Source organism: Nakamurella aerolata, from assembly GCF_013002705.1.
Lineage (GTDB): Bacteria > Actinomycetota > Actinomycetes > Mycobacteriales > Nakamurellaceae > Nakamurella > Nakamurella aerolata.
The window spans coordinates 147889-160926 of sequence record NZ_JABEND010000002.1 but is presented as its reverse complement, the minus strand read 5'-3'; the positions used below and the strand labels follow the sequence as shown (position 1 = coordinate 160926).

The window sequence follows — 13038 nt, the reverse complement described above, 5'->3', positions numbered from 1 at the left end:
GGTGGCCGTCATCGGCTCCCGCGCGCTGCCTCACCCTGGGTAATGACCCGGCTGTGTCGGTGCCGCGTCGCACAATGGGTGTCTGTGACTGCCGGACTGGACGCCCCAGCAACCACCGCGCGCGATCCGCTCGCGGTGATTCGCCGTGCGGTTCCGGCCTGGGAGAACCCGATCACTCACGTCGAGGAGCTGCCGGCGCGGGCCGGCAGCGCGGTGCCCTGGCCGGGCTTCGTGCCGGACGAGCTACGCGATGCCCTGCGGCGCAAGGGGATCGAGCGCCCGTGGCGGCATCAGGCGCAGGTGGCGCAGCTCGCCGCCGCCGGCACCGACGTGGTGGTGGCCACCGGAACCGCATCGGGCAAGTCGCTGGCGTTCCTGCTGCCGACGCTGTCGGCGCTGCTGGACGATCCGCGGGCGACCGCGCTGTACCTGTCCCCCACCAAGGCGCTGACGGCCGATCAGCTGGGCGCGGTCGAGTCGCTGGGGCTGCCGGGGGTGCGGCCGGCCGGCTACGACGGCGACACCCCGATCGACGAGCGCGACTGGGTGCGCGAGCACGCCAGGTTCGTGCTGACCAACCCTGACATGCTGCACCGCGGAGTGCTGCCGCAGCACCACCGTTGGACCAGGCTGCTGCGCCGGCTGCGCTACGTGGTGGTGGACGAGTGCCACGCCTACCGCGGGGTGTTCGGCTCGCACGTCGCCCTGGTGCTGCGCCGGTTGCGGCGGCTGGCCCGGCGGTACGGCGCCGATCCGGTGTTCGTGCTGGCGTCGGCGACGGTGTCCGACCCTGGGCCGGCCGCGGCCCGGCTGATCGGCAACCCCGATCCGGTGGCCGCCGTTGTCGACGACGCCGCCCCGCGCGCGGGCCGGCGGTTCGTGCTGTGGGAGCCGCCGCTGCTGCGGGAGTCGGAGACCAGCGGCGACGGCGGGTTCGGTTCCGGCGCGCCGGTGCGCCGTTCCGCCCCGGCCGAGGCTGCCAGGATGCTGGCCGATCTGGTGTCGGCGCGGGTGCGCACGCTGGCCTTCGTCCGGAGCAGGCAGGGCGCCGAGCAGGTGGCGCTGACGGCGCAGCATGCGCTGGAGCGCACCGACCCCGAGCTGGCCGGGCGGGTCGCGGCGTACCGCGGCGGGTATCTGCCGGAAGACCGGCGGGCGCTGGAACGGGCGCTGGATTCCGGGGAATTGCTGGGAGTGGCGTCCACCAACGCGCTGGAGCTCGGCATCGACATCGCCGGGCTGGACGCCGCGCTGCTCGCCGGGTTTCCCGGGACGCTGGCGTCGATCTGGCAGCAGGCCGGACGTGCCGGACGTGCCACCGGCAGCTCGGACGGCACCGGCAACGAGGCGCTGGTGGTGTTCGTCGCCCGCGACGACCCGCTGGACACTTACCTCGTGCATCATCCCGATGCGGTGTTCGGCGGCTCGGTGGAGGCGGCCGTGATCGACCCGGAGAATCCGCATGTGCTCGGCCCGCATTTGCGCTGTGCCGCAGCGGAACTGCGCCTCACCAACGACGAGCTGGCGCTGTTCGGTGCCAGCGAGCGGGTGCATTCGGTGCTGGCGGAGCTGGTGCGCGGCAAGCAGTTACGGTCTCGCCCGCAGGGCTGGTACCACACCGAGCCTGGGCATCCTGCGGCCGAGGTGGAGCTGCGCGGCACCGGCACCCAGGTGGCTATCGTCGAGTCGGACACCGGGCGGGTGCTCGGGACGGTCGGGGCATCGAGGGCCCCCGGCTCAATGCACCCTGGGGCGGTGCACCTGCATCAGGGGCGCAGCTATCTGGTGGACGAATTGCATCTGCCCGCCGATCCCGCCGCCGACGGCGCTGCCGGCATGGGCGCCGGCGGGATCGCCCTGGTACACGCCGAAGACCCGGACTGGACCACCAGCCCGCAGACGATCTCCAGCGTGCAGATCACCGGAACCACGCGGTCGCAACACTTTCCGGGCGTGACGGTCTCGTTCGGCCCGGTGCTGGCCACCGAGCAGGTGGTCGGCTATCAGCGCCGCCGCAAGCGCGGCGAGCTGCTGGACGTCGTTGAACTGGACATGCCGGAGCAGCAGCTCTCGACCATGGCGGTGTGGTACACGCTCGACGACAACCTGTTGCTGCGCAACGGATTACCCGAGGAGGCGTTCGCCGGTGCGCTGCACGCCGCCGAGCACGCCGCGATCGGCCTGCTGCCGCTGTTCGCCGGGTGCGACCGATCCGACATCGGCGGGCTGTCCAGCAATCTGCATCCGGACACCGGCCTGCCGACGGTGATCGTCTACGACGGCCATCCCGGGGGTGCGGGCTTCGCCGAACGCGGCTTCGGCGTGATCAGCCAGTGGCTCGCCGCCACCAAGGATGCGATCGCCGCCTGCGGCTGCCGCTCCGGTTGCCCGTCGTGCGTGCAATCCCCCAAGTGCGGCAACGGAAACCACCCGCTGTTCAAGGACGGCGCCGTGGTGGTACTGAACCAGGTGCTGGCCGCGATCGGCTGACCATGCCCGAACACGACGAGCTGGCGTTCTTGATGTCGGTGAGCTCCGCGACCGAGTACTCGGCGTTGGCCGGGCGGCTGCGCGCGGCCGGGTGGAGCGACTGCGGGGCCGGCGACTGGGCCTTTGCGCTGCGGTCGCCGCAGGGTGGATATGCCGCTCGCATCAGCCCTTTCGATCCAGCCGCCCGCTACACGGCGTTGCTGTACAGCAGGGCGGCAGGCACCCGCCAGGTGCCTGCGCTGGTGGCGCAACGTTCGCTGGCCGGTGGTGCCGAGTTGACCGTGATGGAGTTTCTGCGGCCGGTGCCGCAGGCCACCGCCGCGGAGTTCCTGCGGGCGATCTCCCGACGCAGCGCTGTCCGAAGACTCATCTCGGCGCTGACGAATCCGATCACCGGCCTCAGCCGAACGGTTGCTGCACCGGACCGGCCCGGGCCCGCCCCACGGCCGACGACGCCACCGGACCGAGGTGCACCGGTAGCTGCACGGTGACGAGCACATCCATGTCCTGCCAAGAACAATCGGCAACAGTTGCACCGTTCTGGTTGGCGATCGCCGCGGCTGCGGCGCAGCCGGCCTCCGGCCCGAGCAGCAACTGCCCGGCGCCGGCCAGCGCCGCCAGATCGGCGGCGGTCTCGGCCCGGTGCCGGGCGATCACCGCGCCGGTCACCTGCAAACCCAGGGTGAGCAGCACCAGCATCGCCGCCAACCCCACCGCCGCAAGGATCGTCGCGGACCCGGAGTCCGCAGGGCGGTTGCTCACGGCAGCGCACCAGGACTCGCGGCGGCATCGGGCTCCTTTGCGGCGACCGCGGTGGCGGACAACCGCACACCCGGCAACAGTCCGCCGACCGGCGTCACGGTGACGGATGCCGTCACGGTAGTCCCGCCGGTGCCGACGCTGATGCTCGCTCCTGACGGCGCAATCCGTTGTGCCGCAGCGATTGCGCCGTCGTCGCCGCGAGCGGCGAGCCTGGCGGCCTCCCGCGCGGCGTCAACACATTGGATCTGCGCAACCGCGCACCCGACCCCGGCGAGGCAGGCCGCCAGCACCACCACGATCACCGTCAGCGAGAGGGCGGCCTCCACCGTCACCGAGCCGCTCTCCCCCGTTCGGCCGTCGCGAGCGTGCGGCCGCGCCGGTAGCCGGGGCCGGGCCGCGGTCACACCACCGCCAGTGCCCGGTTGACCAGATTGGTCAACCCCGTGAGTACCGATTCGCCGGTGACGATCTGGTACAGCACGGCCGCGAGCGCCGCGGCGACCAGGGTGCCGACGGCATACTCCACCGTCGTCATCCCGGCATCGGCCCGCGTTCGCGCCCGCCGCAGCAGCGCCCGCCCGAAAGCGACCGCGCCGCGTCGGCATCGACGGCTGATCCGTTGTGTCACAACAGTTCCCCCTCTCTCTGACGGCCGAGCCCTTTGCTCGACCTGGTCCTTCGACCATGGCTGATCGCGGCGAACTCGTCAGCAGTGGACGACAGAATGTGGATGCCGAAACCGCCGGTGGACAACTCTGTCCACAACGAGCACGGCTCACAGCGGCAGCCGCTCCAACAGTCCGACCACCGCGGGTGCCAGACCCAGGCACAGGAACGCGGGCAGAAAGCAGGCGCCCAGCGGAGCCGTCATCAACACCCCCGCCCTACCGGCAGCGCTCTGCGCAGCAGCGGCGTTCTGCCGACGCAGCAGCACCGCCTGCTCGCGGAACGCCTCGGCCAGAGTTGTTCCGCCACTGGCAGATCGGCGCGCGGCGGCGGCAACCGAGGCAAGGTCGGGATGCTCGGCAGCGGGCCGCCATGCGGTCTCCGGGTCGGCACCGATCGCCAACAGCGCCGCTGTTTGATCCAGTGCCATCGCGCCGGCGCCGGCCGATTCTCCCGCGTCCGCAACGTCCCCCGCACCAACGGATTTGATGGATTCGCGCACCGCTGCGAGCGCGCCCGCGATCGGCAGCCCGGACTGCAGACACGCAGCCACCAGGTCCAACTGCGCAGCCAGCTCGGCCCGCTGCCGCACCACCGTCCGCGCCGGAACCTTGACGTCCTGCCGCAGCGACCACCAGGCCGCCAACGCACCCGCCGGCACCCCGAGCCACCAGTAGGCCGGCGCCAGCACCGCCACCACAGCGCACAATCCGGCTGCTACCGCCGTCGCACGCCAACGGGCCGACACCGAGACCTGCTGCCGCGAAGGGGGTTTCGCGGCGCGCAGACCCGGCGCCGGCCAGCTCAGCACCGCCAGCGCCAACAGCAGCGCCACCAGCGGGCCGTCCGAGTGCGGCATCATCGCGCGGTGATGCGCGCCGACCAGAGCAGCCCGGCGCAGCAGAGCAGCACCCCGACCGGCAGCAGCACCCCGCCGGGTGCCGGCCCGAGCAACACCGCAAGCGGGTCGGCGCCGATGCCGGCGCCCAGCAGCAGACCGAACACCGGCAGGGCCGCCAGCACATAACCGGAGAACCGCGGACCGGCGACCTGGGCGGCGCGGTCTTCGGCCACCCGCACCCTGGCGTCGATGTCGACCGCCGCGGATTCCACCAACGCCGCCCACGGCACCCCGCTCCGGACGGCCAGCCGCAGACCCGCCGACAACTGCCGACCGACAGCGCGCACCGGCGCCGGGCCGCCGATGGGCCGCTGCAGCCCCCACCGCGCCTGGGCCGCCAGCTGGTGCAGCTGCTGCGCCACGTCGGCACCGGCACCGGCGGCCACCAGCTCGGCAGCGGCCGCCGGCGGTGAACCGCTGCGCAGTTCCCGGGTCAGCATCCGGACCCTGGCGGCCAGCTCGGCCCACAGCCGACGCTCCCGCCGGGCGCCGCGGAACCCGCGAATCAGCGTCGCGGCGGTCGCGGCGATCAGGCCGGCGGCTATCGCCGGGAGCGCGCCGAACAGCCACCAGGCCGACGGCGCCGCGAGCAATGCAGCTCCCAACGGCAGCGGAAGTCGTTGCCAGCCAGCAACAATGCGGGCGCTCGGGCGGCTCGCACCGGCTCCGGTGCCCAGCGGCGGCAATGTCCCGGTCAGCCGGCGCCAGCGCCGCAGCGCCGGTTGTTCCGGCCACAGCACCAGCGCTGTCGCCACCACCAGCAGGGCCAGCAGTGGCCTCACCACGGCGGGTTCACCCCGCGCGCCTGCAGCAGTTCCCGCAGCATCGGGCCGCCGGGTGGCACCACCACCCCGTCGCGCACCGCAGGGACCACCCGCACCCCGCCGTCGTCCCGGCGCTGCAGCACCCCGACCTCGGCAACCCGGCGAAACCCCTTGTGGCGCCGCAGATGCAGCACCACCTGGATGGCGCCGGACAGTTGCGCCTGCGCCGCGGCGCGTTCCATGCCACCGGCGGCGGCCAACGCCTCGACCCTGGCCGGCACGTCGGCGACGGTATTGGCGTGCAGGGTGCCGGCACCGCCGTCGTGCCCGGTGTTGAGCGCGGCGAGCAGCTCGATCACCTCGGCGCCGCGCACCTCGCCGACCACCAGCCGATCGGGCCGCATCCGCAGTGCCTGCCGCACCAGCTGCCGCAGGTCGACACCGCCGGCACCCTCGATGTTGGGCGGCCTGGCCACCAGCCGGACCAGGTGCGGGTGCGGCGGCCGGAGCTCTTCGGCATCTTCCACCACGACCAGGCGCTCGTCGGCGGCCACCTCGGTGAGCAGCGCCGACAACAGCGTTGTCTTGCCCGACCCGGTACCGCCGGAGACCAGAAAGGCCAGCCGCGCCGCCACCACTGCTGGCAGCAACTGCGTGCACACCCCTGGTAGCGCACCGGCGGCGGCCAACTGCGCCAGGGTGTGCCGCACCGGCCGGAGCACCCGCAGCGACAAGCAGCTTCCGGAGGCGGCCACCGGCGCCAACACCGCGTGCAGCCGGGTGCCGTCGGCCATCCGGGCGTCGACGTACGGGTGTGCCTCGTCGAGCCGGCGATCGGCGGCGGTGGCGAGCCGGCGCGCCAGCCGCTGCACCGCGGCTTCGTCCGCGAAGCTGACGTCCGCGGTTTCCCAGCCGTGCCCGCGATCCACCCGCACGTCGCCAGGGCCGTTCACCACCACATCGGTGGTGTCGGCGTCGGCCAGCAGGTCGGCCAGGGGGCCGGCACCGACCAGCTCACGCTGCAGCACGTGCAACAACCGCAGCATTTCCGCATCGCTGACCAGCGCGCTCGACTCCGCGCGCACTGCCGCCGCCAGGGCCGCGGGGGTCGGCTCGCTGCGCTGGTCGGCCAGCCGCGCCTGCACCTTCTCCACCAGGCCGGTGGGCAGCGTTGACGTCATGCCGCGGCCAGCTGCTGCACTCCGGCCAACACCCGCTCGGCGGCCTTGGCCAGCTGCGAGCGCCGCTCCAGACCGGGTGGCCGCCCGTTGTCGAGTTCGGTGGCGAGCCTGGCCTGCGGACGCATGGTGGCCAAGACGTCGAGCCCGAGGGCCTCGCCGATCTCGTCGGCCGTCAGCCCGCCGGGCGCCGGCCCACGCACCACCAGCGCCGCCGGGACGCCGAGATCGGCCAGCCGTTGCCGTTGCCGCAGCGCTGCATAGGTGGAGCGGACGTCGGCGGGAACCACCAGCACCGCCAGCGCGGCCAGTCCGAGCACCCGGTCGGCGACCGGTTCAGGGGTGCGCGGCAGGTCGACGACCGCAAGCTCACCGGCCTGCCGGACCGAGGTCAGGACCACGTCGACCACATCCGGTGACACCTGCCGCTGGCTGCCGGTTCCGTACGTCAGCACCGGCAGTTGGTCGCGGCCGACGGTCAGCCACGGCAGGGCGCGGCGCAGCGCCGCCGTGGCGAGCCGGCCCGCCGGCGCCTTAAGATCTCGCCAGTGCAGACCGGTGTCGGGTTCGATCCCGAGCACAACGTCGAGCCCGGCACCCCACGGATCGCAGTCGGCCAACAGGGTGCGGCGGCCGGCGCGCTGCGCTGCGATGGCTGTCGCCGCTGACAGCACCGTCGCGCCGGCGCCGCCGCAGGCCCCGAGGGTGGCGACGATGGCGCCGCCCTCACCGACGGAGCTGGTCAGCCGGGAGAACCGCTCGACCAGCACCTGCTCGGCGTCGACCGCGTCGGCACTGCTGGCGGGGTGCAGGAGCACCTGTTCAACACCCAGCCGCACGCAGTGCTGCCAGGCAGCCTCGTCCGGCTGGGCACGGGCGATCGCGATCAACGCGTCCCGGCGCGGGAAGCCGGCGCCGAGCGCTCGCGGGATCTGCGGCAGGTCGATGACGATCAACGGGGCGGTCCGCCAGGCACCCCGGTTGATCGGTTCGGCCTCGTGCTGCAGTTCGACGCCGGTGGCAGCGGCCATCCGCAGCACGTCGTCGAGCAGATCGGGGTCGGACGTCACGATCAGTGGGCGATGTTCCATCGGTCCATCGCAGCGGGCAGTACCGGCGGCGTCGAGCAGCCGGCCGGAAATGTGGATCGAAATCCGGGGTGTGGACAACCCGGTGTGGACAAGCCGGTGTCGACACGGGTGACGGCAAGGGCCAGCGGACGAGCCGCGGTGGGAGAACCCGCCGGAGATAAGGGGCGGCCCCCGCCAGGGGGGAGGCGGGGGCCGCGGGGGTTCAGTTCCGGGGGGTTGAACTGAACCGGGTGGTCGGTTCCGGGGGGGATGAAACCGACGCCTCAACGATAGCGCTTCCATCCGGCGGGCGTCACCCCGCGCCGATAGTGATTCGTCAATTTTCCGTGTAGCGGAAGCCGATGTGACATGTCGCGCAAAGGACTTTACGCCGGACGGGTGAACATGGGACGAAACAGCGGCTGCCGGCCGGGCGCGAGATCGGGGTCGGCTGACGGTCCGCCGCGAACCCCACCCGATGAGCTGGTCCGGCCCACTCCCGATGACGCAATACCGTTGCAACTCTTGTCTTTTGGCTGCTCCCGGAGTATCACTACTGACACGGATCCCCGTTCCGGCCACAGTCGCGGTGGAAGAGAAATCGCGGCACACCCCGGGTGCGGAGAGTCCGTCGCGAATCGCCGGTACCCACTCACCGCCAACGCCGCGGAAGGTGCGCCGCCAGGGCCGTTCGGGAATCACCCGCTGGTCCGCTACGGCGACGAGAACTCGGTGCAGCTTGCTCGCCGGTCGTCATTCGCGTGGACGGCGCCCGGCGGTTTCGACCGCCGAGCGCCGTCTTCCTTTTCCGGTGGTTCGGACCCGGCGGCATGCGATCCGTCGGCCAAATTCACCCGTTCAGCCGTGCGATGGACTGACCCTCGGCCGCCCCCAGCTGCCACCAGCGGGCATGCTCCAGCAGCCAGCTCACCCCCGCCTCATCATCAGCCGCCCCGTCACCAGCCGGCTCATCATCGGCCGGCTCGGCGGCAGCGTCGAGATGGAGCGCACCAGCGGCGTCCCGCCAGCGCCGGTAGCCCGCACCGGCCCGCAACGCGCCCACCTCCGGGACGCACAGCCCCCTCGGGTCGAGGCCGCTGCTCATCGCGGTGAGCCGGGCGGCGGCCCTGGCGACCACGCCGTCCGCGGTGCCGAACATGCTGCCGCGCAGCAGTTCCGCGTGCACCAGTCCCACCCGCAGCAATGCCTCGACAGGATCGTTGGCGTCGCCGAGCGCCACCAGCTCGGTCACCGACGCGGCGGCGGCCCCGGCCGCCGCTCCCGCTGCCGGCCGTCCGAGCTGGTCGTCGTCGGCAACCAGATCACGGGCGGCCAGCACATGCAGCCGGGCCAGCACCTGCCGCGGCGATCGCGGCCACACCCCGACCAGCGAGCCGAGCGCCGCTGACACCCTGAGCGCCCCGGCCAGCACCGGGTCGGCGATCGACTCGGCCTCGGCGTCCAGCCGCGGATCCCCGCCGTCCAGCGCGGCGGACGCCCTGGCCGCGCGCACCGACGCGGCCGCGGCCGACCGCGCCCAGCCGCGCATGTTGCTGCGGTGGGTGTGCACGGCCCGCACCGCCGTCGCCACCCCGGCGAGCTGTTCGGCCACCTGCGGCCGGGCCGCCAGTCGCCGCAGCCGCGGCAACGCCGCCGCCATCGGAGATCCGGAAGGTGAACTCATCCGCTCAGGCTGTCACAGCCGAACCGGACCGCTGCGGGGACGGACAGCTGCGGCGGCTACCGCTGGACCCGCCCTGGCAGCGGCATCGACGGGCGGCTAGTTTCGAGCCTGCGGGCTCGCCCTGTCGGCGACCAGGCATCGACGCCACCGCCCGCACGGCAGCACGGCTGCCGCAGCGCACGTCCATCGCACAGGAGACATCGTGGTCCACAACCAGCAAGCCGCCGCTCTGGACAATCTGTTCACCGAGCAGCGCAGCTTCCCGCCGCCGCCGGGGTTCGCCGAGCAGGCCAACGTCACCGCCGAGGCGTACCAGCGGGCCGACGACGACCGCGACGCTTTCTGGGCAGAGCAGGCGAACCGGCTGGACTGGCAAACTCCCTTCTCTCAGGTGCTCGACTGGTCGGATGCACCGCACGCCAAGTGGTTTGCCGACGGCAAGCTGAACGCGTCGGTCAACTGTGTGGACCGGCATGTCGACGCCGGCCACGGCGACCAGGTGGCGATCCACTGGGAGGGCGAGCCGGGCGATTCCCGCACCATCACCTACGCCGAGCTCAAGGACGAGGTGTCCAAGGCGGCCAACGCCTTCACCGAGCTCGGCCTGAAAGCCGGCGACCGGGTGGCGATCTACCTGCCGATGATCCCCGAGGCCATCGTCTCGATGCTGGCTTGTGCCCGGCTCGGCCTGACACATTCGGTGGTGTTCGGCGGATTCTCGTCCGAGGCGTTGCGGTCCCGGATCGCCGACGCCGAGGCCAAGCTGGTGATCACCGCGGACGGTCAGTTCCGTCGCGGCAAGGCCATGCCGCTGAAGCGGGCGGTGGACGAGGCGGTAGCCGGCGACGACTCGCCGGTCGAGAACGTACTTGTGGTGCGCCGCACCGGGATTGACGCCGATTTCGGCGACAAGGACATCTGGTGGCACGAGTTGGTGCAGCGCCAGTCGGCCGAGCACACCCCTGAGTTCTTCGATGCGGAGCATCCGCTGTTCATCCTGTACACCTCCGGCACCACCGGTAAGCCCAAGGGCATCCTGCACACCACCGGCGGCTACCTGACCCAGGTGGCCTACACCCACGACGCGGTGTTCGATCACAAGGCGGGACAAGACGTTTACTGGTGCACCGCCGACATCGGCTGGGTGACCGGACACAGTTACATCGTCTATGGGCCGCTGGCCAATCGAGCGACCCAGGTGGTGTACGAGGGCACCCCGAACTCCCCGCACGAGGGCCGGCACTGGGAGATCGTCGACAAGTACAAGGTCAGCATCTACTACACCGCGCCCACCACGATCCGCACATTCATGAAGTGGGGCAAGGACATTCCGGCCCGCTACCAGCTCGACTCGCTGCGGGTGCTCGGCAGCGTCGGCGAGCCGATCAACCCAGAGGCCTGGATGTGGTACCGGGAAAACATCGGGCGGGGCAGGTGTCCGATCGTCGACACCTGGTGGCAGACCGAGACCGGCGGCATCATGATCTCGCCGCTGCCGGGCGTCACCGACACCAAGCCGGGCTCGGCGATGCGCCCGCTGCCGGGGATCAGCGCCGCCATCGTCGGGGACGACGGCCAGCCGGTCGGCAACGGCGGCGGCGGTTACCTGGTGCTGGACAAGCCGTGGCCCGCGATGCTGCGCACCATCTGGGGCGACGACGAGCGTTTCCGCGACACCTATTGGTCGCGGTTCGCCGAGCAGGGCTACTACTTCGCCGGTGACGGCGCCAAGTATGACGACGACGGCGCGATCTGGCTGCTGGGCCGGGTGGACGACGTGATGAACGTGTCGGGCCACCGCATCTCCACCACCGAGGTGGAGTCGGCTCTGGTGTCGCATCCGTCGGTCGCCGAGGCCGCGGTGGTCGGCGCCACCGACGAGACCACCGGGCAGGGCATCGTGGCGTTCGTCATCCTGCGGGGCGAGGCGGCGGCCGCGGCCAAGGAGGGCGACGACGATGCCGCCGCCGCACACATCACCGAGTTGCGCAACCACGTCGCCAAGGAGATCGGTCCGATCGCCAAGCCGCGACAGATCATGGTGGTGGCCGAGCTGCCGAAGACCCGGTCGGGAAAGATCATGCGCCGGCTGCTGCGCGACGTCGCCGAGCAGCGCCCGGTCGGCGACGTCACCACGCTCGCGGATTCGACGGTGATGGATCAGATTTCCAGCGGGCTCACCTCGGGCGGATCGAGCGAGTAACCGGTAGCGATCGACCGATAAGCGTCGACCAGGGCAGCCATGTCCGTTACTCTGTGCACATGAGCATTAGCCCGTTTGGGCTACTGTGCGAGCGCACGCGGGAGGTCGCATGTCGGAGAGCGGATCGCCGGGCCGGTCGTCCGGTCGCCGTGCGGCCGTCGTCACGCTCCGCAGCGTGCTCGCGGTGGTGGCGGTCGCGGTGCTCGCCGTTGTCGGGGTGAGCTGGGGCTTCAAACACCACGCCGAGAACGAGTTGGCGGCCCGCCAAGTCGACGCTCTGGTGCCGGACGACCCGAACATCCGGCCGGCCGACGGCGGGCCGGCGGCCGGCAACGGAGCCGGCGGTGCGGCGGGCGCCGGCAGCGGCGCAGGCGCCGAAAACGGAACCGGCACAGAGCCGAGTGCCGGGCGGCCCGCGGGCGGCGCCACCCTGCCGCCGCTGAACAGCGCGGCCGGTACCGCGCCCGAGAACATTCTGGTGCTCGGCGTCGACACCCGTGGCGACGCGACCAACGGCGTCGGCGAGGGCACCAGCCAGTCCGACGTGATCATGCTGGTGCACCTGCATGCCGGGCACCGCAAGGCCAGCGTGCTGTCCATCCCGCGCGACACCTACGTCGCGGCGCCGCAGTGCCATAACTGGGACAACGCCACCGGCAAGGTGTCGAATCAGATCTTCCGCAGCGCGGCCACCCAGTGGAAGATCACCAATGCCTACGCCGTTGGTGGGCCGCGCTGCTCGGTGCAGGCCGTGCAGGCGCTGACCGGGCTGCGCGTCGATCGGTTGATCACCTTCCAGTTCGACGGTTTCGGAGCGATCGTCAACAGCCTGGGCGGGCTGCGGATGTCGTTCCCCGGCCCAGTGATCGACAAGAACCAGGGCACCGTGATCGCGAAGGCCGGCGTTCAGCAGATCGACGGTGCGACGGCGTTGAAGCTGGCGAGATCCCGCATTGTGCAAGGCGATCCGACCGGCGACCTGGGTCGGGTCAAACGCCAGCAGCAGTTGATCGCGGCGATGATGCGCCAGTTGTCGAGCTCCGGCATGCTCAGCGATCCGGCGCGATTGAACCGCACCGTCGACACCTTCATCCAGAACTCCACCACCGCGAACGTCAGCGTTGACGGTCTGCTCGATCTGGCCCGCCAGTTGGGCGGCGGTGCCAGCTCGGTAAGTTTCTCGACCATCCCGACGACACCGTCCACCTCGTCCGACGGGCTGAATGCCGCGCCAGGTGCCGCCGACATGTTCGCCAAGCTGCGCAACGACCAGACCCTCGGCTGAAGTCCGCGCTGAACCCCGGGCCGCCGGTCGGCTCC

Annotated in this window: 12 protein-coding genes; 3 read left to right on the top strand and 9 right to left on the bottom strand. The window is 71.7% G+C overall.

What is annotated here, in order from left to right; genetic code table 11:
* Positions 1–42 precede the first annotated feature (42 nt).
* Positions 43–2490: a DEAD/DEAH box helicase gene (locus HKD39_RS03995; protein ID WP_171198556.1), complete on the top strand. Its 2448-nt coding sequence runs from the start codon at positions 43–45 to the stop codon at positions 2488–2490.
* 187 nt (positions 2491–2677) lie between these two features.
* Here the strand turns inward: HKD39_RS03995 and HKD39_RS03990 are convergent, their stop codons facing one another.
* The 9 genes from HKD39_RS03990 to HKD39_RS03950 all read right to left on the bottom strand — a co-directional run bounded on the left by HKD39_RS03990 (position 2678) and on the right by HKD39_RS03950 (position 9515).
* Complete coding sequence (locus HKD39_RS03990) at positions 2678–2884, bottom strand: hypothetical protein (RefSeq protein WP_171198555.1); 207 nt, start codon at positions 2882–2884, stop codon at positions 2678–2680.
* A 5-nt stretch (positions 2885–2889) separates the two neighbouring features.
* Positions 2890–3252, bottom strand: coding sequence for an Rv3654c family TadE-like protein (locus HKD39_RS03985; protein WP_212753926.1), 363 nt, complete (start codon positions 3250–3252; stop codon positions 2890–2892).
* Positions 3249–3584, bottom strand: a complete 336-nt coding sequence (locus HKD39_RS03980) for a TadE family type IV pilus minor pilin (RefSeq protein ID WP_171198554.1) — start codon at positions 3582–3584, stop codon at positions 3249–3251. Before HKD39_RS03980 ends, HKD39_RS03985 begins: the two co-directional genes overlap by 4 nt.
* Before the next feature lie 68 nt (positions 3585–3652).
* Positions 3653–3823: a DUF4244 domain-containing protein gene (locus tag HKD39_RS03975; protein ID WP_425488420.1), complete on the bottom strand. Its 171-nt coding sequence runs from the start codon at positions 3821–3823 to the stop codon at positions 3653–3655.
* A 204-nt stretch (positions 3824–4027) separates the two neighbouring features.
* Complete coding sequence (locus HKD39_RS03970; protein ID WP_212753924.1) at positions 4028–4780, bottom strand: type II secretion system F family protein; 753 nt, start codon at positions 4778–4780, stop codon at positions 4028–4030.
* Positions 4777–5604 carry a type II secretion system F family protein gene (locus HKD39_RS03965; protein WP_171198553.1) on the bottom strand — a complete coding sequence of 276 codons (828 nt, stop codon included), beginning with the start codon at positions 5602–5604 and terminating at the stop codon, positions 4777–4779. Before HKD39_RS03965 ends, HKD39_RS03970 begins: the two co-directional genes overlap by 4 nt.
* Entirely contained in the window at positions 5598–6764 is a 1167-nt protein-coding gene (locus HKD39_RS03960) for a TadA family conjugal transfer-associated ATPase (protein ID WP_171198552.1), read from the bottom strand. The genes HKD39_RS03965 and HKD39_RS03960 overlap by 7 nt, the downstream gene beginning before the upstream one ends.
* Positions 6761–7852, bottom strand: coding sequence for a septum site-determining protein Ssd (gene ssd, locus HKD39_RS03955; protein ID WP_171198551.1), 1092 nt, complete (start codon positions 7850–7852; stop codon positions 6761–6763). The genes HKD39_RS03960 and ssd overlap by 4 nt, the downstream gene beginning before the upstream one ends.
* A gap of 829 nt (positions 7853–8681) precedes the next feature.
* Positions 8682–9515 carry a hypothetical protein gene (locus HKD39_RS03950; protein WP_212753923.1) on the bottom strand — a complete coding sequence of 278 codons (834 nt, stop codon included), beginning with the start codon at positions 9513–9515 and terminating at the stop codon, positions 8682–8684.
* Positions 9516–9717: 202 nt separating this feature from the next.
* Here HKD39_RS03950 and acs point away from each other — a divergent pair, with 202 nt between their 5' ends.
* Together acs and HKD39_RS03940 are read left to right on the top strand one after the other, a co-directional pair.
* Complete coding sequence (gene acs, locus HKD39_RS03945; RefSeq protein ID WP_171198550.1) at positions 9718–11718, top strand: acetate--CoA ligase; 2001 nt, start codon at positions 9718–9720, stop codon at positions 11716–11718.
* 109 nt (positions 11719–11827) lie between these two features.
* Positions 11828–13003, top strand: coding sequence for an LCP family protein (locus HKD39_RS03940; RefSeq protein ID WP_171198549.1), 1176 nt, complete (start codon positions 11828–11830; stop codon positions 13001–13003).
* Positions 13004–13038 lie beyond the last annotated feature (35 nt).